At 38.6% G+C, this 26,304-nt stretch carries 40 protein-coding genes and 1 pseudogene; 38 read left to right on the forward strand and 3 right to left on the reverse strand.

The window, feature by feature from the left end; genetic code table 11:
* Positions 1 to 333: 333 nt before the first annotated feature.
* The 3 genes and pseudogenes from ACHWSC_RS15025 (at position 334) to ACHWSC_RS15035 (ending at position 2,588) form a co-directional block, all read left to right on the forward strand.
* Positions 334 to 798 carry a hypothetical protein gene (locus tag ACHWSC_RS15025; protein ID WP_394677294.1) on the forward strand — a complete coding sequence of 155 codons (465 nt, stop codon included), beginning with the start codon at positions 334 to 336 and terminating at the stop codon, positions 796 to 798.
* A gap of 132 nt (positions 799 to 930) precedes the next feature.
* Positions 931 to 1,122: pseudogene (locus ACHWSC_RS15030) on the forward strand (glucuronyl hydrolase); the annotation flags it as partial.
* 512 nt (positions 1,123 to 1,634) lie between these two features.
* On the forward strand, positions 1,635 to 2,588 hold the full coding sequence (locus tag ACHWSC_RS15035) for a helix-turn-helix transcriptional regulator (RefSeq protein WP_394677295.1): 954 nt from the start codon (positions 1,635 to 1,637) through the stop codon (positions 2,586 to 2,588).
* A 150-nt stretch (positions 2,589 to 2,738) separates the two neighbouring features.
* Here the strand turns inward: ACHWSC_RS15035 and ACHWSC_RS15040 are convergent, their stop codons facing one another.
* Complete coding sequence (locus ACHWSC_RS15040) at positions 2,739 to 3,209, reverse strand: DinB family protein (RefSeq protein ID WP_394677296.1); 471 nt, start codon at positions 3,207 to 3,209, stop codon at positions 2,739 to 2,741.
* Positions 3,210 to 3,548: 339 nt separating this feature from the next.
* On the opposite strand from ACHWSC_RS15040, the gene rplC reads away from it, so the two are divergent.
* From rplC to ACHWSC_RS15210, 34 genes are all read left to right on the forward strand, one after another.
* Positions 3,549 to 4,166 (forward strand): 50S ribosomal protein L3, encoded by a 618-nt coding sequence (gene rplC, locus ACHWSC_RS15045; RefSeq protein ID WP_046674864.1) that lies wholly within the window; start codon positions 3,549 to 3,551, stop codon positions 4,164 to 4,166.
* Between the two features lie 5 nt (positions 4,167 to 4,171).
* Positions 4,172 to 4,801, forward strand: coding sequence for a 50S ribosomal protein L4 (rplD, locus tag ACHWSC_RS15050; protein ID WP_075990873.1), 630 nt, complete (start codon positions 4,172 to 4,174; stop codon positions 4,799 to 4,801).
* Between the two features lies 1 nt (position 4,802).
* Entirely contained in the window at positions 4,803 to 5,093 is a 291-nt protein-coding gene (gene rplW / locus ACHWSC_RS15055; protein ID WP_075990874.1) for a 50S ribosomal protein L23, read from the forward strand.
* Positions 5,094 to 5,099: 6 nt separating this feature from the next.
* The gene (gene rplB, locus ACHWSC_RS15060) at positions 5,100 to 5,927 is read left to right on the forward strand and encodes a 50S ribosomal protein L2 (RefSeq protein ID WP_046674867.1); all 828 of its coding nucleotides are present in this window, start codon (positions 5,100 to 5,102) and stop codon (positions 5,925 to 5,927) included.
* Positions 5,927 to 6,193, forward strand: a complete 267-nt coding sequence (gene rpsS, locus ACHWSC_RS15065; RefSeq protein WP_002997495.1) for a 30S ribosomal protein S19 — start codon at positions 5,927 to 5,929, stop codon at positions 6,191 to 6,193. Before rplB ends, rpsS begins: the two co-directional genes overlap by 1 nt.
* Before the next feature lie 6 nt (positions 6,194 to 6,199).
* On the forward strand, positions 6,200 to 6,634 hold the full coding sequence (rplV, locus tag ACHWSC_RS15070; protein WP_077438121.1) for a 50S ribosomal protein L22: 435 nt from the start codon (positions 6,200 to 6,202) through the stop codon (positions 6,632 to 6,634).
* 11 nt (positions 6,635 to 6,645) lie between these two features.
* Positions 6,646 to 7,440 (forward strand): 30S ribosomal protein S3, encoded by a 795-nt coding sequence (gene rpsC / locus ACHWSC_RS15075; protein WP_120333130.1) that lies wholly within the window; start codon positions 6,646 to 6,648, stop codon positions 7,438 to 7,440.
* Between the two features lie 59 nt (positions 7,441 to 7,499).
* Positions 7,500 to 7,922 (forward strand): 50S ribosomal protein L16, encoded by a 423-nt coding sequence (gene rplP, locus ACHWSC_RS15080; RefSeq protein ID WP_046674870.1) that lies wholly within the window; start codon positions 7,500 to 7,502, stop codon positions 7,920 to 7,922.
* Between the two features lie 92 nt (positions 7,923 to 8,014).
* Positions 8,015 to 8,233 carry a 50S ribosomal protein L29 gene (rpmC, locus tag ACHWSC_RS15085; protein WP_046674871.1) on the forward strand — a complete coding sequence of 73 codons (219 nt, stop codon included), beginning with the start codon at positions 8,015 to 8,017 and terminating at the stop codon, positions 8,231 to 8,233.
* A 14-nt stretch (positions 8,234 to 8,247) separates the two neighbouring features.
* On the forward strand, positions 8,248 to 8,502 hold the full coding sequence (gene rpsQ, locus ACHWSC_RS15090; RefSeq protein WP_046674872.1) for a 30S ribosomal protein S17: 255 nt from the start codon (positions 8,248 to 8,250) through the stop codon (positions 8,500 to 8,502).
* 1 nt (position 8,503) lies between these two features.
* A complete protein-coding gene (gene rplN, locus ACHWSC_RS15095; RefSeq protein ID WP_046674873.1) occupies positions 8,504 to 8,872 on the forward strand; it encodes a 50S ribosomal protein L14 in 369 nt (122 codons plus the stop codon).
* Between the two features lie 2 nt (positions 8,873 to 8,874).
* Positions 8,875 to 9,219 carry a 50S ribosomal protein L24 gene (rplX, locus tag ACHWSC_RS15100; protein WP_070570406.1) on the forward strand — a complete coding sequence of 115 codons (345 nt, stop codon included), beginning with the start codon at positions 8,875 to 8,877 and terminating at the stop codon, positions 9,217 to 9,219.
* On the forward strand, positions 9,219 to 9,788 hold the full coding sequence (gene rplE / locus ACHWSC_RS15105) for a 50S ribosomal protein L5 (protein WP_046674875.1): 570 nt from the start codon (positions 9,219 to 9,221) through the stop codon (positions 9,786 to 9,788). The genes rplX and rplE overlap by 1 nt, the downstream gene beginning before the upstream one ends.
* Positions 9,781 to 10,050 (forward strand): 30S ribosomal protein S14, encoded by a 270-nt coding sequence (rpsN, locus tag ACHWSC_RS15110; RefSeq protein ID WP_028071569.1) that lies wholly within the window; start codon positions 9,781 to 9,783, stop codon positions 10,048 to 10,050. The genes rplE and rpsN overlap by 8 nt, the downstream gene beginning before the upstream one ends.
* 136 nt (positions 10,051 to 10,186) lie before the next feature.
* Positions 10,187 to 10,588 carry a 30S ribosomal protein S8 gene (gene rpsH / locus ACHWSC_RS15115; RefSeq protein WP_223584601.1) on the forward strand — a complete coding sequence of 134 codons (402 nt, stop codon included), beginning with the start codon at positions 10,187 to 10,189 and terminating at the stop codon, positions 10,586 to 10,588.
* Between the two features lie 21 nt (positions 10,589 to 10,609).
* The gene (gene rplF, locus ACHWSC_RS15120) at positions 10,610 to 11,164 is read left to right on the forward strand and encodes a 50S ribosomal protein L6 (RefSeq protein WP_088160090.1); all 555 of its coding nucleotides are present in this window, start codon (positions 10,610 to 10,612) and stop codon (positions 11,162 to 11,164) included.
* A gap of 5 nt (positions 11,165 to 11,169) precedes the next feature.
* Positions 11,170 to 11,523 (forward strand): 50S ribosomal protein L18, encoded by a 354-nt coding sequence (gene rplR / locus ACHWSC_RS15125; RefSeq protein WP_088160091.1) that lies wholly within the window; start codon positions 11,170 to 11,172, stop codon positions 11,521 to 11,523.
* Between the two features lie 12 nt (positions 11,524 to 11,535).
* Positions 11,536 to 12,054 (forward strand): 30S ribosomal protein S5, encoded by a 519-nt coding sequence (gene rpsE / locus ACHWSC_RS15130; RefSeq protein ID WP_075990876.1) that lies wholly within the window; start codon positions 11,536 to 11,538, stop codon positions 12,052 to 12,054.
* A gap of 5 nt (positions 12,055 to 12,059) precedes the next feature.
* The gene (gene rpmD / locus ACHWSC_RS15135; protein ID WP_046674880.1) at positions 12,060 to 12,239 is read left to right on the forward strand and encodes a 50S ribosomal protein L30; all 180 of its coding nucleotides are present in this window, start codon (positions 12,060 to 12,062) and stop codon (positions 12,237 to 12,239) included.
* A gap of 119 nt (positions 12,240 to 12,358) precedes the next feature.
* Positions 12,359 to 12,805: a 50S ribosomal protein L15 gene (rplO, locus tag ACHWSC_RS15140; RefSeq protein WP_046674881.1), complete on the forward strand. Its 447-nt coding sequence runs from the start codon at positions 12,359 to 12,361 to the stop codon at positions 12,803 to 12,805.
* Between the two features lie 3 nt (positions 12,806 to 12,808).
* Positions 12,809 to 14,146 carry a preprotein translocase subunit SecY gene (gene secY, locus ACHWSC_RS15145; RefSeq protein WP_046674882.1) on the forward strand — a complete coding sequence of 446 codons (1,338 nt, stop codon included), beginning with the start codon at positions 12,809 to 12,811 and terminating at the stop codon, positions 14,144 to 14,146.
* Between the two features lie 9 nt (positions 14,147 to 14,155).
* The gene (gene map, locus ACHWSC_RS15150; protein WP_120333131.1) at positions 14,156 to 14,938 is read left to right on the forward strand and encodes a type I methionyl aminopeptidase; all 783 of its coding nucleotides are present in this window, start codon (positions 14,156 to 14,158) and stop codon (positions 14,936 to 14,938) included.
* Between the two features lie 74 nt (positions 14,939 to 15,012).
* The gene (gene infA, locus ACHWSC_RS15155; protein ID WP_002997456.1) at positions 15,013 to 15,231 is read left to right on the forward strand and encodes a translation initiation factor IF-1; all 219 of its coding nucleotides are present in this window, start codon (positions 15,013 to 15,015) and stop codon (positions 15,229 to 15,231) included.
* 45 nt (positions 15,232 to 15,276) lie between these two features.
* The gene (gene ykgO, locus ACHWSC_RS15160) at positions 15,277 to 15,393 is read left to right on the forward strand and encodes a type B 50S ribosomal protein L36 (protein WP_013665024.1); all 117 of its coding nucleotides are present in this window, start codon (positions 15,277 to 15,279) and stop codon (positions 15,391 to 15,393) included.
* 30 nt (positions 15,394 to 15,423) lie between these two features.
* Positions 15,424 to 15,801 carry a 30S ribosomal protein S13 gene (gene rpsM, locus ACHWSC_RS15165; protein WP_046674884.1) on the forward strand — a complete coding sequence of 126 codons (378 nt, stop codon included), beginning with the start codon at positions 15,424 to 15,426 and terminating at the stop codon, positions 15,799 to 15,801.
* Positions 15,802 to 15,811: 10 nt separating this feature from the next.
* Entirely contained in the window at positions 15,812 to 16,201 is a 390-nt protein-coding gene (rpsK, locus tag ACHWSC_RS15170; protein WP_046674885.1) for a 30S ribosomal protein S11, read from the forward strand.
* 60 nt (positions 16,202 to 16,261) lie between these two features.
* Positions 16,262 to 16,870, forward strand: a complete 609-nt coding sequence (gene rpsD / locus ACHWSC_RS15175; RefSeq protein WP_394677297.1) for a 30S ribosomal protein S4 — start codon at positions 16,262 to 16,264, stop codon at positions 16,868 to 16,870.
* A 96-nt stretch (positions 16,871 to 16,966) separates the two neighbouring features.
* Positions 16,967 to 17,959 carry a DNA-directed RNA polymerase subunit alpha gene (locus ACHWSC_RS15180; RefSeq protein ID WP_046674887.1) on the forward strand — a complete coding sequence of 331 codons (993 nt, stop codon included), beginning with the start codon at positions 16,967 to 16,969 and terminating at the stop codon, positions 17,957 to 17,959.
* A gap of 108 nt (positions 17,960 to 18,067) precedes the next feature.
* Complete coding sequence (rplQ, locus tag ACHWSC_RS15185) at positions 18,068 to 18,571, forward strand: 50S ribosomal protein L17 (RefSeq protein WP_120333132.1); 504 nt, start codon at positions 18,068 to 18,070, stop codon at positions 18,569 to 18,571.
* Positions 18,572 to 18,728: 157 nt separating this feature from the next.
* The gene (locus ACHWSC_RS15190; protein WP_201666556.1) at positions 18,729 to 19,874 is read left to right on the forward strand and encodes an aspartate aminotransferase family protein; all 1,146 of its coding nucleotides are present in this window, start codon (positions 18,729 to 18,731) and stop codon (positions 19,872 to 19,874) included.
* A gap of 144 nt (positions 19,875 to 20,018) precedes the next feature.
* Positions 20,019 to 20,981, forward strand: a complete 963-nt coding sequence (locus ACHWSC_RS15195; protein WP_394677298.1) for an acetylornithine carbamoyltransferase — start codon at positions 20,019 to 20,021, stop codon at positions 20,979 to 20,981.
* 51 nt (positions 20,982 to 21,032) lie between these two features.
* The gene (argB, locus tag ACHWSC_RS15200) at positions 21,033 to 21,830 is read left to right on the forward strand and encodes an acetylglutamate kinase (RefSeq protein WP_205399882.1); all 798 of its coding nucleotides are present in this window, start codon (positions 21,033 to 21,035) and stop codon (positions 21,828 to 21,830) included.
* Between the two features lie 27 nt (positions 21,831 to 21,857).
* Positions 21,858 to 22,664, forward strand: coding sequence for a pyrroline-5-carboxylate reductase (gene proC, locus ACHWSC_RS15205; RefSeq protein ID WP_205399880.1), 807 nt, complete (start codon positions 21,858 to 21,860; stop codon positions 22,662 to 22,664).
* Positions 22,654 to 23,718, forward strand: coding sequence for a M20 family metallo-hydrolase (locus tag ACHWSC_RS15210; protein ID WP_394677299.1), 1,065 nt, complete (start codon positions 22,654 to 22,656; stop codon positions 23,716 to 23,718). The genes proC and ACHWSC_RS15210 overlap by 11 nt, the downstream gene beginning before the upstream one ends.
* 35 nt (positions 23,719 to 23,753) lie before the next feature.
* Here the strand turns inward: ACHWSC_RS15210 and ACHWSC_RS15215 are convergent, their stop codons facing one another.
* Positions 23,754 to 24,227, reverse strand: a complete 474-nt coding sequence (locus ACHWSC_RS15215) for an Lrp/AsnC ligand binding domain-containing protein (protein WP_046674894.1) — start codon at positions 24,225 to 24,227, stop codon at positions 23,754 to 23,756.
* Positions 24,228 to 24,614: 387 nt separating this feature from the next.
* On the opposite strand from ACHWSC_RS15215, the gene ACHWSC_RS15220 reads away from it, so the two are divergent.
* Positions 24,615 to 25,661: a hypothetical protein gene (locus tag ACHWSC_RS15220; RefSeq protein WP_046674895.1), complete on the forward strand. Its 1,047-nt coding sequence runs from the start codon at positions 24,615 to 24,617 to the stop codon at positions 25,659 to 25,661.
* Here the strand turns inward: ACHWSC_RS15220 and ruvC are convergent, their stop codons facing one another.
* Positions 25,662 to 26,228, reverse strand: a complete 567-nt coding sequence (gene ruvC / locus ACHWSC_RS15225; protein ID WP_088160095.1) for a crossover junction endodeoxyribonuclease RuvC — start codon at positions 26,226 to 26,228, stop codon at positions 25,662 to 25,664.
* Positions 26,229 to 26,304 lie beyond the last annotated feature (76 nt).

A 26,304-nucleotide genomic window follows, 5' to 3' on the forward strand; every position in this document is an offset into this window, starting at 1 on the left:
TTATTGAAATTGCACTGATTAGTGTTTTTTTAGGGGTCGGTAAGTTCTTGTATTTCAAAATAGTATACTTTGGTCAAAGTAATCATTTGGGCGGATTAATAGATAGTAAACCTATTTTTTTACGGAGGATTTTTTAAAGCGATACGCCGTTGATCTTCCGACCATAATTATTAATGATGAGGCATCTTCGCTAATGATTGAGAAACTTTAGTCAATTTATCTAAAAGAAAGGAGGCCGCTTATGATTTAGTTAAGGTAGAACCAATTGTTGATAAGCTATATCTCAAAAAAAGCTTATTGAAATAGTCAATTATTTATAAACACTTTTAAATTATGTTAAAAAAATCATTTGTAATAGCCTTTGCGTTATTTATTGTCACCGGTTTGTTCGTTCAAGCTAGAGATTTGAGTGTACCAGTTGTCAAACTATCTAATAAACGAAATGTAATTTCTACGGAAAACGTTGGTGCAAAAAAAAATACCAAAACGAATATTAAAACGCTAAGTGGCACATTCGACTTCTATGTGTATAACTTTAGTAATTCCCCCATTTATTTGACCTTTAGTGGGAATTTTCCAGGAGGAACCACACAGCATGTTGTAGTCGCTGCGAATACGCTTTCCTATCCCGTTAATATTCAAAGTGGAAATTATGATATTTATGCAAGTTGCCCTAGTTGGTTAACAATGTGGTATGCGATGAGCTGCGGTCATTCGGGCTCCGGACAATCTTTCACTTTCGAAAATGTTTATTTGAGCGATACTGGCTGTACATCGTTAGATGTCGGAAGCAATTAAGTTGCCCAAAATAATTAATATTGCTGTCTCAATGTCTTCATTGGGGCAGCTATTTACTATTTCGGTCGAATACGATGGTAGAAGCCGAAAGAATTTTTGATCCGCTACATCGTGAAGGCTAAGCAGATGTAGCAGTCGCTTTCTTCTAAACCCTACAAAGCAGATTATAAAGAAGCCGGTGGCTATATCTTGAAGTATAGTGTCGGATCAATTCCACATAAAACAGAAGTAGATGTGCCTTTGACCTATGCCGATTACTATTATGTGGAGGCATTGGTGCGATATGACCGGTTGCTCCGAGGAGAAAAGGTAATCAAGCGCTAATGAGTGACCCTTTTTAAGTTTTCAACAAAGTTATTAACACAATGTGGAAAAGTGAGGTATATAAGGTACTTCACTTTTTTTTGTTTTATTGGATTTAACGCTCTCAATCTAAAAACAACTTTCTTCATGTGGTATTTGATTCTATTTTCTGTCAAATACGATCTCTTTCATCTAGTGCATATGGGTAGTATATTATTTTCTATATTAATAGGGGTTTTATAGGGGGATAACAGGGGGTTAGCAGGGGGTTAACAGGGGTAGTACCCCTATTAACCCCTAGTAAAAATAGTATTACTCCTTTTTTAATTAGGAATCTGATATTAACTTGTTAATTATTTGCTCTTGAAGAAGCCAGTTACAGGTAAGCTTTATATTTGATATACTTTCGATAAAGATACACGAGCAGAACTATATATTTTGCTGTATTATATTTGCCGTGTTGCATAATTTAAAACTTTGCCATTTTTTGTGAGATTCATTAAATCATTTGGGCTTTTTGTACCTTTATCCCAATGACCGATATTCAAAAGAGATTCGACCGCATACTCGCTATTTATATGCACCTGCAAGCAAAGCCTGTGGTGACAGCCGCTGCGTTGGCGGAAAAATATGAAGTAAGTCTGCGGACAATCTACCGCGATATCCGCTCTTTGATGCAGGCCGGAATACCAATTTATGGTGAAGCTGGAAGTGGGTACTCTTTAGTGGAGGGATATAAGATGCCACCTCTGCAATTTACCCGAGAGGAGGCATTGAGTTTTGTCGCAGCGGAGAAACTGGTGGAAAAGTATACAGATCGGAATCTTGCGCATCATTTTACAACAGCATTGCTGAAAATGAAAGCTATATTGCGGGGCAACGAAAAAGAACAGGTGGCCTTAGTAGGGGATAACTTTCTGGTGCGCGGTGGGCGTCATCAATTCAATGAGAAGCTTACCCATGGCACCAATATACTGATCGAAAGTATCGCAGCAAAGAAATGTGTGGAAATCTATTATTCCAAACCTTCGGATAAAACTCCAGAAAGGCGTGAAATCGAAGCTGTGGGTATTTTTGTGGAGAGCAAATTTTGGTATGTCCTTGCTTTTTGTAGATTACGGAAAGATTATAGGCAATTCCGTTTGGACAGAATAAACAAGATTAGAATACTTGCCGATGACTTTGCAAAGGAGCATCCTGAACTTTCATCTTTTCTGAATAAACGTCATGACGTTCCCACGACAAAAGTTGTTGTGCAGGTGGACAAGGATATGGCCCGCTATATGGAATGGGATCGCCACTATTTTGGTTTCCAAAAAGAAACGGTCACTGATAACTACGTGGAAATGCATTTTGAAAGCATTAATATGGAGAATGGCTTTGCGCGTTGGTATCTGATGTTTGCCGATAAAGGAACAATTATTGAACCCGAATCGTTAAAAGAGGTCGTAAAGCGGCTGCTCTCATCGGCATTGGAGCAAGTTTAGTCAAAAACGACGAAATCAACCTTGCGCTATTGTACGCAAAAAACTTGTTCGGCTGAAAGGCCAGGTACCGAACAAGTCATTTGTAGGCTGTACTAAAAATAAGCTTCAGCGCTCTGTTAAGAAGGAATTTTCATTGCAGACATTATCTATTTACCCTCTTTCCCAAAAAAATGGAGGTTCTATACCAAGTAATCTTAGATAAACAAATCCTTGGCCACGGTGGTGGATTTCATTATCGATAAAATAGAGGATGCTGTGAATGACTGGCGATTTGTACTGGCCGAATAGGTTGAATTCTTCGGCAAAGCGTTCTTCTGGAATTTGATTGAACAGTTCACTGATCTGAGGAGTAGCTTCATCCCAGGCCTGAAGCAATTGTGCTTTGGTCGAATAACTGAGATTCTCATTGAGTTCGCCGCTCTTGTTGGTGACAATTTCTTGGAGTCCTGGCACAGCAATACCTAATAGCTCCTTAATCATATCTGCAAAAGTGCGCATGCCTTCTACTTTGTAATTGAACAATCCTTCTTCTGGAAATTTTTCAATAGTCTGTCTTGTTAGGTTTCTGTGGCCTAACCAATGCTGAAGTAGCTCGTTTTTGGAAATGATTTCTGTTTTCATGATGCTCGTATTTTAAAATTTTTATAGTAAGCAATACATCGCCTTCTGCGTTGTACGACAGTTCAAAATTAGGGTGATCTGTGACAACTGTATGGCAGCAGGAATAAATGCAAGTAATTTTATTTTTCTGGAGGTGATTTAATCGGAGCGGAGAGCTGGATAGGTATTATTCGGAAATTTGACGCGGATAAAGAAAAGATCTAGAAAATAAAAAAAATAATTCACTAATTATTTGACAGTTATAAAAATGTTTGTAACTTTGCATTCCCTTAATGGGAATAGTATGTCTTGAGCGAAGCCCTACTGCTTCGAAGGACTTTTAATTAATTAATTTACAACATGTCAGGTATTATTGGAAAAAAAGTAGGAATGACGAGCCTGTTTAACGCTGATGGGAAAAATATTCCTTGTACAGTGATTCAGGCCGGGCCGTGCGTGGTTACGCAGATACGTACGGAAGAAAAGGATGGCTACTCGGCAATTCAACTTGGTTTCGACGAAGCTAAGGAGAAAAACACGACAGCTCCTTTGAAAGGGCACTTTGCGAAAGCAAACACAACGCCTAAGCGTAAGTTGGTAGAGTTTAAAACTTTCCCAGATGCAAAACAACTTGGTGACGTAGTTGACGTTACTCTTTTTGAAGAAGGTGAGTACGTAGATGTAGTCGGTACTTCAAAAGGTAAAGGTTTCCAAGGTGTAATGAAACGTCATGGATTTGGTGGTGTAGGTGGTGCGACTCACGGTCAGCACAACAGATTACGTGCTCCAGGTTCATTAGGTGCTTCATCATGGCCTTCACGCGTATTCAAAGGTATGCGCATGGCTGGTCGTACAGGTGGTGACAGAGTTAAAGTTCAAAACTTACAGGTGTTGAAAGTTTACGCTGAGCAAAACCTTATCGTTGTTAGTGGTTCCATTCCAGGAGCTAAAGGTTCTTATGTAATCGTAGACAAATAGTAGAGATGGAAGTTAAAGTTTTAAATTTATCAGGTAAAGAAACAGGTGCCAAGGTGCAACTTCCTGAGTCGGTATTTGGGTTAGAGCCTAACGATCATGCGATCTATTTGGATGTGAAACAATACTTAGCGAACCAACGCCAAGGAACTCACAAATCTAAACAACGTAACGAAATCGCGGGTTCTACTCGTAAATTACACAAACAAAAAGGTACTGGTGGTGCTCGTGCGGGTTCTATCAAATCTCCATTGTTTAATGGTGGTGGTCGTGTATTCGGTCCTCAACCTCGTGACTACTCGTTCAAATTGAACAAAAAATTGAAACAAGTAGCACGTAAATCAGCGTTGTCTTACAAAGCAAAAGATAATAACATTGTGGTATTGGATGAAGTAAAATTCGATGCTATCAAAACTAAAAATTATGTTGCTTTAATCAATGCGTTGAATGTAGCTGATGAGAAAACATTGTTGGTATTGCCAGCTTACGATGAAATTGTTTATAAATCAAGCAGAAACTTGAAAAAAGCAAAAGTTATTGTTGCATCTGATTTAAATACATATGATGTATTGAACGCAACAAAATTATTGTTGACTACAGATTCTGTTAAATCTTTGGAGGAAGCATTAGCTAAGTAATATGGAAATTATTAAAAAACCTATCTTGACTGAGAAAGCTTCTATGTTAACGGAAAAATTAAACCGTTACGCTTTCAAAGTAGATCACAGAGCAAACAAAATCCAGATTAAAGCAGCTGTTGAGGCTATGTTTGGTGTTACAGTTCTTGCTGTAAACACTGCAGTAGTAGCTGGTAAAGCAAAAAGCCGTTACACAAAAGCAGGTTTCGTATCTGGTAGAGCTCCTAAGTATAAAAAGGCTGTCATTACTATTAAAGACGGCGAAACTATTGACTTTTACAGTACTATATAATAAAAAATGGCAGTTAAAAGATTCAAACCGGTAACCCCTGGTACTCGTTTTAGAGTAGGCGCTGACTACTCTGATGTTACTACAAACGTTCCTGAAAAATCGTTAGTAGTAAAAATCAACAAGAAATCAGGCGGTCGTAATAACTCCGGTAAAATGACTATGCGTTATCTCGGTGGGGGACATAAAAAAGTATACCGATTAATTGATTTCAAACGCGATAAAAAAGATATCCCTGCAAAAGTAGCTACTATCGAGTACGATCCAAATCGTACTGCTCGTATTGCCTTGTTGCATTACGCTGATGGTGAAAAACGTTACATCCTTGCTCCAGCTGGTTTAGTAGTTGGTCAAACTGTAATCGCAGGTGATAAAGTTGCCCCAGAAGTTGGTAATACATTACCATTAGCAAACATTCCATTGGGTTCTATCATCCACAACATTGAATTAAATCCTGGTCAAGGTGGTTCAATTGCTCGTTCGGCTGGTACTTATGCTCAATTGTCTGCTCGTGATGGTAAATATGCCATCATCAAATTGCCTTCGAGCGAAACACGTATGATCTTATTGACTTGTGTTGCTACAATTGGTTCTGTATCGAACCATGAAAGATCTAACCAAGTGTTAGGTAAAGCAGGTCGCAAACGTTGGTTAGGTCGTCGTCCAAGAGTTCGTGGTGTTGCGATGAACCCAGTAGATCACCCTATGGGTGGTGGTGAAGGCCGTACTTCAGGAGGTCACCCACGCTCACGTACAGGTGTATTAGCTAAAGGCTTCAAAACACGTTACAAGAAGAAAACATCGAATCGTTACATCATTGAGAGAAGGAAAAAATAATGGCTCGTTCAATTAAAAAAGGTCCTTATATCGATCACAACTTAGAAAGAAAAGTTCTTTCTATGAATGAAACTAACAAAAAGTCAGTTATCAAAACATGGTCTCGTAGATCAATGATTTCACCTGATTTTGTTGGCCATACCTTCGCAGTGCACAACGGGAATAAATTTATCCCTGTTTATGTAACAGAGAATATGGTAGGTCACAAGCTTGGTGAATTCGCGCCTACGCGTACATTCAGAGGCCACGCAGAAAAGAAAAAATAATAGGTAATGGAAGCAACAAAAAAACTTAAAAAGTCTGTCTTAATTAGACAACGTAAAGAGCAAGAGAAAGCTCAACAAGGAGGAGCTTCGGATGCCAAATTATTGAACTGCCCTACTTCGCCTCGTAAGATGCGTTTAGTGGTAGACTTAATTCGCGGTCAACGTGTTGAAAATGCATTATACATTTTGAAACACTCAAGTAAAGAAGCTGCTGCTCGTGTAGAAAAATTATTATTATCTGCAATCAAAAACTGGGAAGCCAAAAACGAAGGTAAATCAGTGGAAGAAAGCGAACTAATTGTAAAAGAAGTATCAGTAGGTGGCGGTCGTCAATTGAAAAGATTGCGTCCAGCTCCTCAAGGTCGCGGATACAGAGTTCGTAAACGTTCAAATCACGTTACGTTGGTAGTTGATAGCAAATTAAACGTTGAACAAAACTAATTTATTGAGAAATGGGACAAAAAGCAAATCCAATAGGTAGCAGATTAGGAATCATCAAAGGTTGGGATTCTAACTGGTTCGGAGGTAAAAACTATTCCGATAAATTAGTTGAAGACGAAAAAATCAGAAAATATCTTTCTGTTCGTATTGCAAAAGGTGGTGTAGCTAAAGTTGTTATCGAAAGAACTTTAAAACGTATCACTGTTACAATTCACACTGCTCGTCCAGGTATCGTTATCGGTAAAGGTGGTCAAGAAGTTGACAAGATCAAAGAAGAGTTGAAAAAACTGACTAAAAAGGATGTTCAAATCAACATTTTCGAGATCAAACGCCCTGAGTTAGATGCTAAGTTAGTAGCTGAAGGTGTCGCTAAACAATTAGAGGCACGTATTTCATTCCGTCGTGCAATGAAAACTTCAATCGCTTCTACAATGCGTATGGGTGCAGAAGGTATCAAAATCATGTGTTCTGGTCGTTTAGGTGGTGCTGAAATGGCGCGTACTGAACAATACAAAGAAGGAAGAACTCCTTTACACACATTGCGTGCTGATATCGACTACGCTTTAGCTGAAGCATTGACTACATACGGTAAAATCGGTATCAAAGTTTGGATCTGTAAAGGTGAGGTTTACGGTAAACGTGACTTATCTCCAAACATTGGTCAAGCATCTGGTGTAAAATCACGTGGCAACCACGAAGGTGGTGGCGAACGTCGTGACAACCGTAACAACAAAGGTGGTCGCGGTGGAAACAACCGTGGTGGAAACAACCGTGGTGGAAACAACCGTGGTCCGAAAAAAGATTAATAGTTATTTAGATTACAACAAAAACCTGCTGAAAAAGCAGATTTAAAAAGTATACGAACATGTTACAGCCAAAAAGAACGAAGTTCAGAAAGATGCAGAAAGGCCGCATGAAAGGTAACGCTTCTCGTGGAGCGGAGTTAGCTTTCGGTTCTTTCGGTATCAAAACAATGGAGCAAGCATGGATCACTAGTCGTCAAATCGAGGCAGCTCGTATTGCGGTTACACGTTATATGAAACGTGAAGGTCAAGTTTGGATTCGTATTTTCCCTGACAAACCTGTTACGAAAAAACCTGCAGAGGTACGTATGGGTAAAGGTAAGGGTGCTCCAGAATACTGGGTAGCAGTAGTACGCCCAGGCCGTATGTTATTTGAAGCAGAAGGTGTGCCTTTGGAAATTGCCAAAGAAGCTTTACGCCTTGCAGCTCAAAAACTTCCGGTTCAAACTAAGTTTGTGATTCGTAGAGACTACGTTGAAGCATAAAAATCTTGGTAATGTCATCATTTAAGCGTTAGGGCCGTTACCCCTAACGCTATATATAAAGCGATGATAACCCAAATAACAACTGAAAAAACATGAAAAATTCAGAAATTTTAGAATTATCTAATGAGGACTTAAAAGCTCGTCTTGTAGAAGAGAAAACAGCCCTTACAAAATTGAAATTTGCACATGCTGTTTCAGCTATTGAGAACCCTAACGTGATCAAAGCAGCACGCAAAACTATCGCTCGTATCAGTACAGAGATCAGTGCACGCAAAGCTGCAGCTAAAAATGAAACAGCCTCTGAGGCGTAAAATTTAAAGTCGAAATGGAAAGAAATTTAAGAAAAACAAGAATCGGCTTAGTAGTTAGCAACAAGATGGACAAATCTATCGTGGTATCAGTGGAACGTAAAGTGAAACACCCGATTTATGGTAAGTTCGTTAAAAAAACTACTAAATTTAAAGCTCATGACGAAACTAATACCTGCGGTATCGGCGATACGGTATTAATCATGGAAACTCGTCCGCTGAGTAAAACAAAAAACTGGAGATTAGTTGAAATTATAGAAAGAGCTAAATAACATGGTACAACAAGAATCAAGACTTAATGTAGCTGACAATAGCGGTGCTAAACAAGTTTTAGTAATCCGTGTATTGGGCGGTACGCGCAAGCGTTATGCATCAATCGGAGATAAGATTGTTGTATCGGTGAAAAGCGCTATGCCTTCAGGAAACGTGAAAAAAGGTTCCGTTTCTAAAGCAGTAGTCGTTAGAACGAAAAAGGAAATCCGTCGTAAAGATGGTTCATATATCCGTTTCGATGACAACGCCGCTGTATTATTAAATAATAATGATGAACCACGTGGTACACGTATCTTTGGCCCTGTTGCTAGAGAGTTGCGTGAGAAACAGTTCATGAAAATTGTATCATTAGCACCGGAGGTTTTATAATTATGGCACAGAAAACAAAAACAACTACGCACAAAATCAAAATTAAAAAAGGTGATTTAGTGAAAGTTATCGCTGGTAACTCTAAAGGTGTTCAAGGAAAAGTATTAACTGTTTTAGTGGATAAAAATAGAGCTATCGTTGAGGGCGCTAACATCGTAAAAAAACACACTAAACCAAGTGCAGCTAATCCTAATGGTGGTATCATTGAGAAAGAAGCTGGTATTCACATCTCTAATTTAGCTGTTATCGATCCTAAAACAGGTGCAACTACACGTGTAGGTCGTAAGTTAAATGCAGATGGTAAATTAGTTCGTTACGCTAAAAAATCAGGGGAGGAAATTAAATAATGACTTACGTACCAAGATTAAAAGTGAAATATGCGGAAGAAATCCGTAAAGCACTTCAAGAAAAATTTCAGTATAAAAGTATTATGCAGGTTCCTAAACTTGAGAAAATCGTTGTTTCACAAGGCGTAGGAGCTGCAACAGCTGACAAAAAATTAATCGATAACGCTATTGCTGAGTTGACTTTAATCACAGGTCAACAAGCCGTTGCTACAAAATCGAAAAAAGATATTTCAAACTTTAAATTACGTAAAGGTATGCCTGTAGGGGCACGTGTTACTTTACGTGACAACAATATGTTTGAATTCTTGGATCGTTTGGTAGCAGTATCGCTTCCACGTATTCGTGACTTCCGCGGTATCAACGATAAAGGTTTCGACGGACGTGGTAACTATAACTTAGGTATCACTGAGCAAATCATTTTCCCTGAGATCAACATTGATAAAATCAACAAGATCCAAGGTATGGATATCACTTTCGTGACTTCTGCTCAAAATGATGTTGAGGCTTTAGAATTGTTGAAACAATTCGGTTTACCATTTAAAAATCAAAATACTAATAACAATGGCTAAAGAAGGATTAAAAGCACGCGAAGTAAAACGCGCTAAATTGGTAGCTAAATATGCGGCAAAACGTGCAGAATTAAAAGCTGCTGGCGATTACGTTGCATTAGATAAATTGCCTAAAAATGCTTCTCCAGTACGTTTACACAATCGTTGTAAATTGACTGGCCGTCCTAAAGGATATATGCGTCAATTCGGTATCTCTCGTGTAACATTCCGTGAGATGGCTTTAGATGGCAAAATCCCAGGGGTGAAAAAAGCTTCTTGGTAATTAAAAAAAAATACTTAATTTTGCCCGGGCAATTCAACTGAGGATTGCCGGGGTTTTTGCATTTTAAAATTGTTTAACAGATAGAAGGTCCCATACCAACGGTTGGGAGGGAAACCGCTGTCACAAATTTTCATATATAATGACTACAGATCCAATTGCGGATTACCTTACACGAGTAAGGAATGCCATCAAGGCCAACCACAGGGTTGTTGAAATTCCTGCATCGAACCTAAAAAAAGAGATCACTAAAGTTCTTTTTGATAAAGGTTACATTGCTAATTACAAATTCGATGAGAATGGCGTACAGGGTACGATCAAAATCGCATTGAAATATAATCCAATTAGCAAAATTCCGGCTATTCGTACGTTGACACGTGTGAGTAAACCTGGTTTAAGAAAGTATGCAAGCGTTGATACTATGCCTCGTGTTTTGAACGGTTTAGGTATTGCTATCTTGTCAACATCGAAAGGTGTAATGACAGATAAGGAAGCTAGACTTCAAAATGTTGGTGGTGAAGTTTTATGTTACGTTTATTAATCTAGGTAAAAGCACAAAGAAATGTCAAGAATTGGAAAAGCGCCTATCGCTATCCCTGCTGGGGTAACTGTTACTATTTCGGACAAAAACTTAGTTTCAGTAAAAGGTCCTAAAGGCGAATTAACACAACAAGTTGACCGTGACATCACGATTGCTCAAGAAGAGGGTAATATCGTTGTAACACGTCCAACTGATCAAAAGAAACACAAAGCATTACACGGTCTATACCGTTCCCTGTTGGCTAACATGGTTCACGGTGTGACTGAAGGTTACAAAACTACGCAAGAGTTAGTCGGTGTAGGTTACCGTGCTTCAAGTACTGGTAATGTATTAGAGTTAACTTTAGGTTTCTCTCACCAGATTGTTTTTGTATTGCCAAACGAGGTTAAAGTATCAACTACTGCTGACAAAGGTAAAAACCCTACAATCACTTTAGAGTGTGCTGACAAACAATTGATCGGTCAGGTAGCGGCTAAAATCCGTGGCTTCCGTAAACCAGAACCTTACAAAGGAAAAGGTGTTAAGTTTGCAGGTGAAGTATTGAGAAGAAAAGCAGGTAAATCAGCTAAAAAATAATAATCATGGCAGGACAAAAAGCATCTCGTAGAGAGAGAATCAAAAAAGGAATCAGAAAAAACCTTGCTGGAACGTCTGAACGTCCACGTTTATCGGTTTTTAGAAGTAACAAAGGTATCTATGCGCAAATCATTGATGACAATGCAGGTAAAACATTAGTTGCTGCATCTAGCTTGTCAAAAGAGTTTGTTGCATCTGGTAACAAAGTTGATCAATCTAAAGCTGTAGGTAAATTGGTGGCTGAAAAAGCAGTAGCAGCAGGTATTAATAAAGTAGTTTTTGACCGTAATGGGTACTTATACCATGGCCGTATCAAATCTTTGGCTGAAGGTGCTCGCGAAGGCGGTTTAGACTTTTAATCATAGAAAGAAATGGCATTAAGCAATATAAAAAGAGTAAAATCAAGCGAAATTGAATTAAAAGATCGCTTAGTAAGTATCCAACGTGTAGCTAAAGTTACTAAAGGTGGTCGTACTTTCAGCTTCTCTGCAATTGTTGTAGTAGGTGATGAAAACGGTATCGTAGGTTACGGTTTAGGTAAAGCTAAAGAGGTAACTGAAGCAATCACGAAAGGTATCGATGACGCAAAGAAAAATTTGGTAAAAGTTCCTATTATCAAAGGTACTGTTCCTCACGCGCAATATGGTAAATATTCTGGTGGTTCAGTTTTGATTAAACCAGCTGTAGGTGGTACAGGAGTTTTAGCAGGTGGTGCAATGCGTGCAGTATTGGAGTCTGCTGGTATCAAAGATGTATTGGCTAAATCATTAGGTTCTTCTAACCCACACAACGTGGTAAAAGCAACTGTAACTGCTTTAGCAGAAATGCGTGATGCGTATACAGTAGCACAACACCGCGGTGTCGATTTGAATAAAGTATTTAACGGTTAATTATCATGGCAAAAATCAAAATCACCCAGATAAAGAGCGTTATCGACAGAAGCGAGCGCCAAAAGAAAACTATTGAGGCATTGGGTTTGAAAAGAATCAACCACTCAGTAGAAGTTGAAGCTACTCCATCAATTATTGGAATGGTACGTAAAGTAAACCATTTAGTAGCTATCGAAACTATTTAATATTAGCATATGGAAGAGGTCTTTGGGCTTCTTCCATTACTTGTTATTAATAATCATTATTTTTTAATCGCTAGTACCTGTTTAGTGAGAGCGAAGGGCTAGCACAATTTAGTTTAAAAATGAACTTAAGTAATTTAAAACCTGCAAAAGGTGCAGTAAAAAGTAGCAAACGTATTGGCCGTGGTACTGGTTCTGGTCGTGGTGGTACTTCAACGCGTGGTCACAAAGGTGCTGGTTCTCGTTCAGGTCACTCTACGAAAATCGGTTTCGAAGGTGGTCAAATGCCTTTGCAACGTCGTGTGCCTAAATTTGGTTTCAAAAACATCAACCGTGTTGAGTACAATGGTGTAAACCTAGATACTTTACAAGCGTTGATCGAGAAATACAATTTAACAGCTGTAGATTTCGACGCATTGAAAGCTCATGGTTTAGTGTCTAAAAATGACAAAGTTAAAATCTTGGGTCGCGGTGAATTGAAAGCTAAAGTTGAAGTAACAGCGCACGCGTTTACTGCTTCTGCTCAAAAAGCTATTGAAGCTGCAGGCGGTTCTATCGTTAAAATTTAATAAATGAAGAAACTAATCACAACCTTAACCAATATTTGGAAAATCGATGATTTACGTACGCGTATTCTAAATACCTTACTTTTTCTTTTGATTTACCGTATTGGATGTCACGTGGTATTACCAGGTGTAAATCCTCATGCTTTGGCTTCTGGTCAAAAAGAGGGTTTATTGGGCTTACTGGATATGTTTGCGGGGGGATCTTTCTCTCGTTCGGCTATCTTTGCTTTAGGGGTAATGCCATATATCTCGGCATCCATTGTTGTTCAATTGCTGGGCATCGCGGTTCCTTACTTCCAAAAGATGCAGAAGGAAGGGGAAAGTGGTCGTCAAAAAATGAATCAAATTACTCGCTATTTAACTTTAGGGATTACTTTGCTTCAGGCTTTTGCTTATGTACGTACTCAAATCGAGCCAAGTGCTAAGACAATAGCTGACCCATTATTCACTATTCTAACTGCTATAGTTTTGACAGGCGGTACTTTATTTGTGATGTGGTTAGGGGAAAAAATTACTGATAAAGGTATCGGTAATGGTATTTCTTTGATCATCATGACTGGTATTATCGCTCAATTGCCAAGTGGTATCACTGCGGAATGGGTTTCTAGAATGGCGAAAGGTGGTGGTGGTCCAATTCCATTGTTGCTTGAATTTGTAGCTTTGTTCTTTGTTGTGATCTTTACGATCTTGATCGTACAAGGTGTTCGTAAGATCCCTGTACAATACGCGAAGAAAATCGTTGGAAACAAGCAAGTCGGTGGAGTACGTCAGTATATACCTTTAAAGGTAAATGCTGCAGGTGTAATGCCTATCATTTTTGCGCAGGCAATCATGTTTGTGCCAATGAGTTTAGGACAGTTCTTCCCAAATCTTCAGTCGGAATTTTTGACTTCGTTGAGTAACTATACTTCTGTAGCATATAACGTGACATTTGCGGTGTTAATTATCGCATTTACGTTTTTCTATACAGCGATTATGGTGAACCCACAACAGATGTCGGACGACATGAAGAAGAACGGAGGTTTTGTACCGGGTATTAAACCGGGATTGGAAACTAGTAATTTTATAGACCGCGTAATATCAAATATTACATTTCCAGGTGCAATTTTCCTAGCGATCATTGCTATTCTACCTGCTATTGCAAGTTTGTTTGGTATTAATAATCAATTTGCGCACTTCTACGGTGGTACGTCATTATTGATTTTAGTAGGTGTGGTGTTGGATACTTTGCAACAGATCGAATCTCATTTATTGATGCGTCATTACGATGGATTAATGAAAACAGGTCGTATTAAAGGTCGTTCGGCCGCGTCTGTTGAGGGAATGGATCATTCGGCAATTTAATTTCTTTAGATGTCTAAAGTATTTTATAAGTCAGCAGAAGATATAGAGCAATTGCGGAAGTCAGCAGATGTGCTTTCGCAATTGCTTGGTGAAATCGCAAAAGTGATTAAACCTGGGGTAAAGACTATATCTCTTGATAAATTAGCTTATGAGTATATTCATGATAACGGCGGGACGCCTGCGTTCTTAAATTATCAGGGATTTCCATATTCTTTGTGTATATCTGTCAACGATCAAATTGTACACGGCTTTCCAAGTGATTATGAAATTAAAGATGGAGATCTTGTTTCGGTCGATGGTGGTGTCAATCTGAACGGCTTTATCAGTGATTCAGCATACACCTTTGGTGTAGGTGAAATATCTGAGGAAGCACAGTTGTTATTGGATGTAACAAAGGAATCATTGTACAAAGGTGTTGAACAGGCGGTGGCTGGTAAACGTGTTGGGGATATTTCTTCAGCTGTTCAGGAGTATGTGAACAAATTCGGATTCGGAATTGTTCGCGAGCTGGTTGGACACGGAGTTGGTTATCACTTACATGAAAAACCTGAGGTTCCTAATTATGGAAAACGAGGTGCTGGTCCTAAATTGGAAGAGGGTTTGGTTATTTGTATCGAACCGATGATCAATGCGGGGCGTGCGGGTGTGCGTTTTTGGGATGATGGTTGGACAGTAAGTACAGTGGATGGGAAATTATCAGCGCACTTCGAACAGATGGTTGCAATCCGAAAAGGAGAACCAGATGTGTTGCTGACATTCGAACATGTAGAGAAAGTTTTGAACAAAAAGTAGTTGGTTTTCAATTATTTTTATTTATCTTTGCACTCCTGTTCGCAGGCTTTTAAATTAAATTTAATCGAGAATATATGGCTAAACAAGCCTCAATAGAACAAGACGGTATAATTAGAGAGGCACTTTCTAATGCTATGTTTAGGGTAGAGTTGGAAAATGGACATGAAATCATTGCCCATATTTCTGGTAAAATGCGCATGCACTATATCAAAATTTTACCTGGTGATAAAGTTAAATTGGAAATGTCTCCGTATGATTTGACTAAAGGAAGGATTACTTATCGCTATAAATAGCCGTAAGCCCTTGTATTAGCGCAAGCTTTTGAAAAAATAAATATCATGAAAGTAAGAGCATCAATAAAAAAACGTAGCGCGGACTGTAAGATCATCCGTCGTAAAGGTAAAGTTTTTGTAATCAACAAAAAGAACCCAAAGTTTAAACAACGTCAGGGTTAATTCATTAAAAAAATAATAGCTTAATATTATATGGCAAGGATAGCAGGTATTGATTTACCTAAAAACAAAAGAGGTGTGATCGGCCTTACCTATATTTTTGGTATCGGTCGTACAAGAGCTGAATATATCTTGGAAAAAGCTGGTATCAGCGAAGATGTGAAGGTACAAGAGTGGAATGATGAGCAATTGGCAGCAATTCGTACCATCATTAACGACGAATTGAAAGTTGAAGGTGCATTGCGTTCCGAAATTCAATTAAACATCAAACGTTTAATGGATATCGGTTGTTACCGTGGATTGCGTCACCGTAAACACTTACCAGTTCGTGGTCAACGTACTAAAAACAACTCACGTACTCGTAAAGGTAAACGTAAGACAGTTGCAAACAAGAAAAAAGCTACTAAATAATAAATAAGAAATGGCTAAAACTAAAAAAGCTGCAAAAAAGCGTATCGTTGTTATCGAACCTGTAGGTCAGGCTCACATTAACGCAACGTTTAACAATATCATTGTAACTTTGACAAATAATCAAGGTCAAACTATTTCTTGGTCTAGTGCTGGTAAAATGGGTTTCCGTGGTTCTAAAAAGAACACTCCATACGCTGCTGGTCAAGCTGCACAAGACTGTGGAAAAGTTGCTCACGACTTGGGTTTACGTAAAGTTGAAGTGTTTGTTAAAGGACCTGGTGCTGGTCGCGAATCGGCAATCAGAACATTGCAAACAGTAGGAATTGATGTGACTACTATCAAAGATATCACTCCACTTCCTCACAACGGTTGTCGTCCTCCAAAACGCAGAAGAGTTTAATTAATTTAAAGATAAGATTCATCGGCTATAGGCTGATAGATACTTTAATTGTAAAAGAAAATGGCTAGATATACAGGACCTAAGTCCAAAATTGCCCGTAAATTTAGAGAGCCGATCTTCGGCCCAGATAAAGCGTTAGAAAAGAAAAATTACCCTCCTGGACAACATGGAGCTTCTAAACGCAGAGGTAAACAATCTGAATATGCTATTCAGTTGTTAGAAAAACAAAAAGCAAAATACACTTACGGTGTATTGGAGCGTCAGTTCTCAAACTTATTTGTTAAAGCTGCCTCTAAACAAGGTATTACAGGTGAGATCTTCTTGAAATTGTTAGAAGCTCGCTTGGATAACGTAGTTTACCGTTTAGGTATCGCTACTTCTCGTGCCGCTGCTCGTCAGTTGGTATCCCATAAACACGTTACTGTTAACGGCGAAGTTGTTAACATTCCATCATATAGCTTGCGTCCAGGTGACGTTGTAGCAGTTCGTGAACGTTCTCAAACACTTGAAGCCATCACAAATTCAGTTACAGGTCGTACTGTAAACAAATTTTCTTGGTTAGAGTGGAATGCGAAAGAATTGACAGGTACTTTCTTAAGCTATCCAGAAAGAGCTGACATTCCTGAAAACATCAAAGAGAACTTAATCGTTGAGTTATACTCTAAATAATAAATAAAATAGAAGAATGCATAGTCCAATTTTTGGGGTATGCATCTTCTATTGTATTACAATTATTATTACAAATAAAACATTAAAAGAAAATAAATGGCAATTTTAGCATTTCAAAGACCGGATAAAGTTATCATGCAAAAATCTACGGATTTTGATGGTACGTTTGAATTTCGTCCATTGGAGCCTGGTTTTGGTGTAACCATTGGTAATGCTTTGCGCCGTATTCTATTGTCCTCTTTAGAAGGATATGCAATTACGTCGATAAGGTTTTCTGGCGTTTCGCACGAATTTTCAACGATCAAAGGTGTTGTTGAAGACGTAACTGAAATTATCTTGAATTTGAAACAAATTCGTTTCAAAAAAACAGGTGAGATTGGTGACAACGAAAAGGTATTTGTAGTAATCAATGGTCAAGAGCAATTCTTAGCTGGTGATATCACAAAATTCTCTAATAACTTTACGGTCTTAAACCCAGACATGGTAATCTGTAACATGGATAATTCAGTGACAATTGAATTGGAATTGAGTATTGCCAAAGGTCGTGGATACGTAAATGCTGATGAGAATAAAGTTGTTGATGCTCCAGTAGGTGTTATCGCAATCGATTCGATCTTTACTCCGATCAAGAATGTTAAATATACCATTGAGAATTACCGTGTAGAGCAAAAGACTGACTACGAGAAATTGTTGTTGGATATCTCTACTGATGGCTCAATTCACCCCGAAGAAGCTTTGAAAGAAGCTGCTAAGATCTTAATTCAACACTTTATTTTATTCTCTGATGAGAATATGCTTCTTGAGTCTCAAACGAAAGAAGAAACTAAAGTTGTTGATGAAGAAATCTTACATATGCGTAAGATCTTGAAAACAGAATTAGTAGATCTTGATCTTTCAGTTCGTGCATTGAACTGTTTGAAAGCTGCGGATATTCGCACATTGGCTGAGTTAGTAACTTATGACGTAGCTGATATGTTGAAATTCAGAAACTTCGGTAAAAAATCGTTAAGTGAAATCCAAGAATTGGTTAAATCGAAAGGTTTATCATTCGGAATGAACTTGGCAAAATACAAATTAGACGAAGAATAATAATTTATTAAGCGACCACTAGTCGTAATTCCTTTTGGCTGTCTGGATATGTGATGTTCACATAAATGACATATACAAAAACGGTACGATTAGTATAATAAAATCAAAATGAGACACGGAAAAAAAGTAAATCACTTAGGCCGTACGGATAGCCATAGAAAAGCAATGTTGGCTAACATGGCAACATCATTAATCCTACACAAACGTATTACAACTACTTTGGCTAAAGCTAAAGCATTACGTACGTATGTTGAGCCTTTGATTACTAAATCTAAAAACGACACAACACACTCTCGTCGTACAGTATTCGCTTATTTGAAAGATAAAGACGCTGTTTCTATCTTATTCCGCGAAATTTCTGAAAAAGTAGCTAACCGTCCAGGTGGTTACACTCGTATCATCAAAATGGAAAACCGTTTAGGTGATAACGCGGAAATGGCTTTCATCGAACTAGTTGATTACAACGAAATCTACGGTAAAAAAGCTGCTGCTGCTGAGAAAAAAGCTACTCGTCGTCGTGGTGGTGCTAAAAAAGCTACTACTGCTGAAACTGAAGCTCCTGCAGAAGTTAAAGCTGAAGTAGAAAGTGAAGAAAAAGTAGACGGAGAATAGTCTTCTTCTGATCTAGCATAAAAAAGTCCTCTTTTTAAGGGGACTTTTTTTATTTTATGACCATTCCTACCGTTATAACTAATATATTTGTATTGCTAAAATCTGATAGCTTTTTCTATTACTAGCTATTTCGTTTATCAATCTATAATTCATTAAGATGAAACCATTTGATGTTTATCCCATTAATCCCATTAACATAGTAAAGGCTAATGGATCAACGGTGTGGGATGCCGAAGGAAATGCTTACTTGGACTTGTATGGTGGCCATGCTGTGATATCGATCGGACACACGCACCCACATTATGTACAACGCATCACAGAACAATTGAACCGTATTGGGTTCTATTCCAACTCTGTCGAGATTCCAATTCAGCGTGAACTTGCCCGATTGCTAGGGGAAGTTTCGGGAAAGGTTGATTATGATTTATTTCTTTGCAATTCTGGCGCGGAAGCAAATGAAAACGCATTGAAGCTGGCTTCTTTTTACAATAAGCGAAAAAAAGTCATAGCGTTTTCAAAAGCTTTTCATGGAAGAACCTCATTGGCCGTAGCGGCAACAGATAACCCGAGTATCGTGGCTCCCGTCAACGAGACCGATAATATTGTATTTCTTCCTTTCAATGATGAAGAGGCTTTGACTGAGGCTTTCGCATCATATGGTAATGAAATTTCATCTGTTATCGTAGAAAGTATTCAGGGCGTAGGTGGAATCAGGGAAGCGTCAGTATCGTTTCTTCAGTTGATTCGCTCTCTTTGCGATCAATATAATGCTGTGTTTATTGCGGACGAAGTGCAATGTGGATATGGAAGAACAGGCTTATTCTATGCACAGGACTATTCGGGCGTCGAAGCCGATATTTACACGATGGCAAAAGGTATGGGCAATGGTTTTCCAATCGGTGCAATCAGTATATCGCCCAAATTTAAAGCGACTTACGGGAGTTTGGGGACGACATTTGGTGGCAATCATCTCGCATGTGCTGCCGCACTGGCTGTATTGGAGATTATCCAACAAGATAAACTGATGGAGAATGCGGCTCAAGTCGGACAATATCTTATTGATGAGCTTAAGCAAATCGAAGAAATTGTAGAAGTGAGAGGCCGAGGATTAATGATCGGTATAGAACTACCTGAATCTTTGGCCCATGTGAAGAAAGATCTCTTGTTAAAGAACCGTATCTTTACAGGAGAGGCTAAGCCTTATGTGATTCGCTTGTTGCCCGCTTTGAATATTACGAAAGATCATGCTGATCAGTTTTTATCGGCATTGAAAGCACATATCAAAGCAGTAACGGTTGCATAGAACCTTAAAGCTGTCGATCAAATTATCCAATAGCCACACATTGGCTCATGTAAATTTGATTGCGCTGTAGTAGTTAGAATATATACTGAGTGTGACGGGCCTATTGATTGCCCGTTGGAAATGCACTCGAATAAATAAATATAGATGAAAAAGTTTTTCTCTGTTAAGGATGTGTCTAGTGTAGCGGACGTTGTTCAAGAAGCGTTAGCTTTGAAAGCGGCACCATATGACAATCAGGACCTTGGTCAACATAAAACGTTGGGACTTGTATTTTTGAATCCGAGTTTGCGTACGCGTTTGAGCACACAAAAAGCGGCAATGAATTTGGGCATGAATGTGATGGTCATGAATATGGATAAAGATGGTTGGGCGCTTGAAACACAGGATGGTGTTGTGATGAACGGGACAACTGTTGAACATATTCGCGAGGCCGCTGCTGTTATGGGCGAGTATTGTGATATTTTGGGACTTCGTTCCTTTCCAAAATTGAAAGATCGTGAAGAGGATTATAGTGAAGACCTGTTCAACAAATTCATTAAGTACTGTGGTGTTCCTGTTGTTTCTTTAGAGAGTGCAACACGCCATCCACTGCAGAGTTTGACAGATATGATTACCATCACTGAGTACAAGAAGACTGAAAAGCCGAAAGTGGTATTGGCTTGGGCTCCGCATGTTAAGGCATTACCTCAAGCGGTACCTAATTCTTTTGCAGAATGGATGTGCAAAGCACAAGAAGAGGGATTAGTCAATTTTACGATAGCTCAACCTATGGGCTATGAGTTAAGTGAAGAATTTACTGCTGGAGCAACCATATCTAATAATCTTGAAGAAAGTTTAAAGAATGCTGATTTTGTCTATGTGAAAAACTGGTCTTCTTATCAAGAATATGGCGAGGTATATGGTGTTGATGAAGATTGGATGATGGATAACAAGAAGCTCAATTTGACGAATGATGCCAAAGTAATGCATTGCTTGCCAGTAAGAAGAGATCTTGAATTGTCTTCTGAGATTTTAGATGGACCAAATTCACTCGTGATTAAAGAGGCTAGCAACCGTGTATGGGCTGCTCAGGTTGTTTTGAAACGTATGTTAGAGGATTTGGCATAGTCCAATCCTATAGATTATTGAAAAACTATTTTTATTGGGAAAAGTTGCGTAATGGCTAATAGTGTATTAAATATAATTAAAATTGGCGGGAATATTATTGATGATGAACGCCAATTGGATTCTTTTTTGGAAAAGTTCTCTGCACTGTCAGGGAAGAAGATTCTTGTACATGGCGGTGGTAAAATAGCGACTCGCCTGGCTAGTGAACTTGGAATTGAAGCCCAAATGATAGAAGGGCGTCGTGTTACAAATGAGGAAATGTTACGCATTGTAACAATGGTATACGCTGGATTGACAAACAAGACAATCGTTGCTAAGTTGCAAAATTTGAAATGCGATGCTGTCGGATTAACCGGAGCTGATGGGGATGTCATAAAAGCTATAAAGCGTCCTGTAAAAGATATCGATTATGGCTTTGTAGGTGATTTGTTGCATGACTCTGTAAATACCCTGGCCATCAAAAAGTTTTTGGAAGCAGGGTTTGTTCCTGTGTTTTCAGCTATTACACACAATGGCCTTGGACAATTGCTCAATACCAACGCGGATACTATAGCTTCTTCATTGGCGGTGTCTTTGGCTTCATTATATGAAACTTCTCTGGTTTATTGTTTTGAGAAGAACGGCGTTTTACGCGATGTAACAGATGAGAATTCAGTAATCCCAACGATTAAGTCAGAAGAGTTTGAATATCTTAAGGAATCCGGCGTGGTGAATGACGGGATGATCCCTAAGTTGCAAAATGCATTCAATGCTATAAATAAAGGTGTTCAAGAGGTCTATATTGGAAATGCTAATAATTTGCATTTGTTTCAACAAGGACAATTTGGCACTTGCTTGACATTAAAATAAAAATCTAACCTAAACCCAACGATCGCTATGAAAAAGGTCACCATTATCGGAAGCGGTAATATCGGTCTTTCTTTGGCAAAAGGACTTGTAAAAAGTGAATTTGCGAATGCTGCCGATATTACATTGACGAGGAGAAATTTGAATGCACTGGCCGAAGAAGCGAGCCAGGGCTTCTCAGTAAGTAATGATAATAGGCTAGCTGTAAAGGGGGCTGATATTGTTGTTTTCGCAATACTACCTCAGCAACTAAAAAAGGTATTGGTGGAAGTGGCGCCTGTAATTGAAAAGACAAATCAGATTTTTGTCTCCATCGTGTCAGGAGTCTCTTGTGCCGATTTAAAAGCAGAGTTGGGGGCAGATACCACAGTTATACGGGCAATGCCCAACACAGCAATAGCAATAGCTCAATCAATGACTTGTATCGCCAGCGATAATGCTTCAGACGATAGTTTGAAGGAGGTTGAGAAGATGTTTGAAACTGTTGGTTCAGTGGTTGTCATTAATGAAGACCTTATGACATCGGCAACGGCATTGTGTGCTTGCGGTATCGCATTCTTCCTACGTGCTATTCGTGCTGCTTCACAAGGTGGAGTTGAAATCGGATTTCATGCGCATGACGCATTAAAAATGGCAGTTCAAACTGCAAAAGGCGCTGCTGATTTGTTATTGCATACCAATGCTCATCCAGAAGGAGAGATTGATAAGGTAACATCACCAAAGGGATGTACAATAGCGGGATTGAACGAAATGGAACATAACGGTTTTAGTTCTGCTTTTATAAAAGGAATTAAACTGTCTGCGGATAAAGCAGGAGGACTATACCATGAAGGATAAACAGCGTCTATTTGAGGATGCTCTGGCCCTTTTAAAACAATTAATTGGACTGTCGTCTTTAAGTAAAGAGGAAGAGTTCACGGCAGATTTAATTGATCGCTTCTTTCAGGAGCGTGATATAAAAACACATCGGAAAGGCAATAATGTCTGGGTGTATAACGCCCATTATGATATCACTAAACCTACGATATTGCTTAATTCCCATCACGATACAGTAAAACCAAATACAGGTTATACGAGAGATCCTTTGGCAGCAACTGTAGAGGAAGATAAATTGTTCGGCTTGGGGAGCAATGATGCTGGGGGCTGTTTGGTATCATTGATAGCTACATTTTTGTATTTTTACCAGCAGACGGAATTGAAGTATAACTTCTGTCTGGTCGCCAGTGCTGAAGAAGAGATCTCAGGTAAGAACGGTGTAGAATCTGTTTTGGATGATATCGGTCCAATTGATTTTGCAATTGTGGGTGAACCTACCTTATTGGATTTGGCAATTGCAGAAAAGGGGCTAATGGTGTTGGATTGTACCGCTTTAGGAACGGCTGGACATGCCGCACGTAATGAGGGCGATAATGCGATCTATAAAGCGATCAAGGATATTGAATGGTTTCAAAATTATACATTTGAAAGAACTTCGTCAACCTTAGGCCCAATTAAGATGTCGGTAACCGTGATTCAGGCAGGATCACAGCACAATGTGGTACCGGCTACTTGTAACTTTGTTGTCGATGTCAGAACCACAGATGCTTATTCGAATGAAGAGACGTTGGATATTATCAAGGCTCATGTAAAATCAGAGGTCACAGCGAGATCGACGCGCCTGAAGTCTTCTTCTATTCCTGAAACGCATCCAATTGTCAAAGCAGGCATTGTATTGGGACGTAAAGTATACGGTTCACCGACGATGAGCGATCAGGCTCTTATTCCTGTCCCTTCTCTGAAGCTGGGACCTGGCGATAGCGCGCGGTCGCATATGGCAGATGAGTTTATCTATATCGATGAAATTAGAGCAGGGATCGATCTCTATATCGCAATGTTAGAAAAGATAGTATAAAAAAAGCTTCCATTTTTATGGAAGCTTTTTTTATACTAGACTAAGCTGATTTGACGTTTGATACTCTCCTCGAGAGAGATGATCGTCTCGGTACGTTGAATCCCTGGTACGGATTGAATATCTTCATTCAATACTTTTCTCAGGTGAACTGTATCTCTACAGATAATTTTTGCAAAAATACTGTATTGGCCAGTACAATAGTGTAATTCGACCACTTCTTTGATTTCTTTCAATTTATCTACCGCATCTGCATATTGTGAACCTTTTTCAAGATAGATACCCAAAAAGGCCGTGATATCAAATCCGACTTTTTGAGGATTGATAATTAGATTTGACCCTCTAATGATACCTAGTTCTTCCATCTTCTTCATTCTAACGTGAATTGTACCACCTGATACAATTAGCTTTTTTGCTATTTCTGTATAAGGAATAGAGGCATCGTTCATTAGAATAGACAAGATTTGGATATCCAAATTGTCTAGATCATAGTTTGCATATTGATTTTCCATTAACAATGGTTTTTGTGTTCATTAATTGGTCGTTGCATCAAGATCTGACCAATAGCTAAAATAATTAAATTTATTTCAAAATTACTAAGAATTTTCGGTTTATAGATGTAAATTTAATAAAAAATACTTATTCATATTGATAATGTTATATGTTTTTGATTGAAAGTGATTATAATTGTTTCATGGTGATCTTATTATAGGTTAAGTGATTGTTTTCATGTTTGATATCAAGATTATGATAAATTAATTTAGTATTGCCTTTTTTAGAAGTAGGAAAAACAGTTAGCATATTGAAAATCTAATCAGTTCGAATTTAGCATATGATGGGGCAAAATATAGCAGACTGTGTGATGTTTGAGTAAACGAAAAATAAAATACGGAATAGAGATGGAAGAAGTTCAAGATGTAAAGATTTCGAAAAAGAAACCAATTTTTGAAGTAGGGGAAGGGCTTCATAAATACCTTAAGCTGTATCAGCGAGACGAAAAGTTGCCGATAGGATACAAAGATCTACTGAATTTTACGGAGACAGTACCTGTCATGGATAAATTTGGCAACGATACTTTTTGGGAGACTCCACTGTATCCGCAATATCTTATCGACCAATTATATGACGGATTGAAGGTGATTTATGCTAAACTGAAAGCATCAGGTAATACGCGAATCGTCCAGCATAAGTATATTGATCGTGTAGAGTACTGTGGCTTTGGCAATACTAAACCATTTCGAATTCGTATCGTAAACCGTTTAAATGATGTGTACGATTATTTTTACATCAAGCAAGCCGATGCGTCGCGAATATATGGATTGGAGTTGGAAGAAATATTGTCGCCCAATCAGGTGAATTATATGGTAGACCATGATACTTTGGTTGAAGAACATATTGTTGGAATCCCCGGGGACACTTTTTCGAAAACACGTATGTTCTCGCCTGATTATAATCTGACCCGGATTTCCAAAGAATTTGTCAAGTTTAATGAACGATGTATTATTACCTTGTTGGGGGATATGAGGGCCTACAATTTTGTGATGCAGATTACACCAGATTTTGATGATTTCCAGTTTCGAATTCGGGCAATAGATTTTGACCAGCAGTTTTATGAAGGAAATCCGAAAGTATATATGCCTCAATTTTTTAAGGAGAATCTTCCCTATGTCAAATTAGCGATGGAACATCTAAATGAAAAAACTGTGCTGCAATACCAACAGGAGGAGCGTTCTTCCATTGTGCATAGAGTCCGAAGTGAAAGACATCGGATCGCTGATCTAAGGGATGCTTCGCAAACGCAGGTCCTTTCGACGCAGGAGAATATCAAACAGTTACGTGAAGGCTATGCTGAATTTTATCAAAATAACTCTTACCTCAAGTGTAAAACGATGACGGATATTGTTGAGTTGAATGTGAAGAATGTGATTCGTCAGGTACAAATGTAATTACTTGATTCGATCTTTGTTGTCTTTGATAAAGGCGGACCATCCAGTGTACGACTTGCTGCTGCCTGATACTGCATTTTTCTGAAAGGAGTGGCAGACAGCGATTGCCAATCCGTCGGTGGCATCTAAAAATTGTGGTGTTTCCTCAAATTTTAATAGATTTTTTAGCATAGCGGAAACCTGCTCCTTTGTCGCATTTCCATTCCCTGTAACGGATTGTTTTATCTTTCTTGGGGAATATTCAAAGATTGGGATATCCTGCGCCAGGGCCGCCGCCATGGCAACACCTTGCGCTCGCCCTAATTTGAGCATGACCTGTATGTTTTTGCCATAAAATGGTGATTCAAGAGCTACGCAGTCGGGATTGTATTCCTGCATTAGAGCAGAAGTTTTTTTGAATATACGTTGTAGTTTTAGGGCATGGTCATCTAAATGTCCCATTTTGATGACCCCCATTGAGACCAAGGATATGTTATTGCCGACTTCTTTGATAATACCATATCCAAGTATTACTGTTCCGGGGTCTATACCTAAAATTATTCTTTCTTTCGCCTTTTCCTTCTGCATATACAATAATACAAATTTTGCGTTTTATTCGCGGATTGCGTTCGACAAAACTTAATCATTTGGCTAAAATTTAGTA

Source organism: uncultured Sphingobacterium sp., assembly GCF_964277905.1.
In the GTDB taxonomy this organism is placed as follows: Bacteria; Bacteroidota; Bacteroidia; order Sphingobacteriales; family Sphingobacteriaceae; genus Sphingobacterium; species Sphingobacterium siyangense.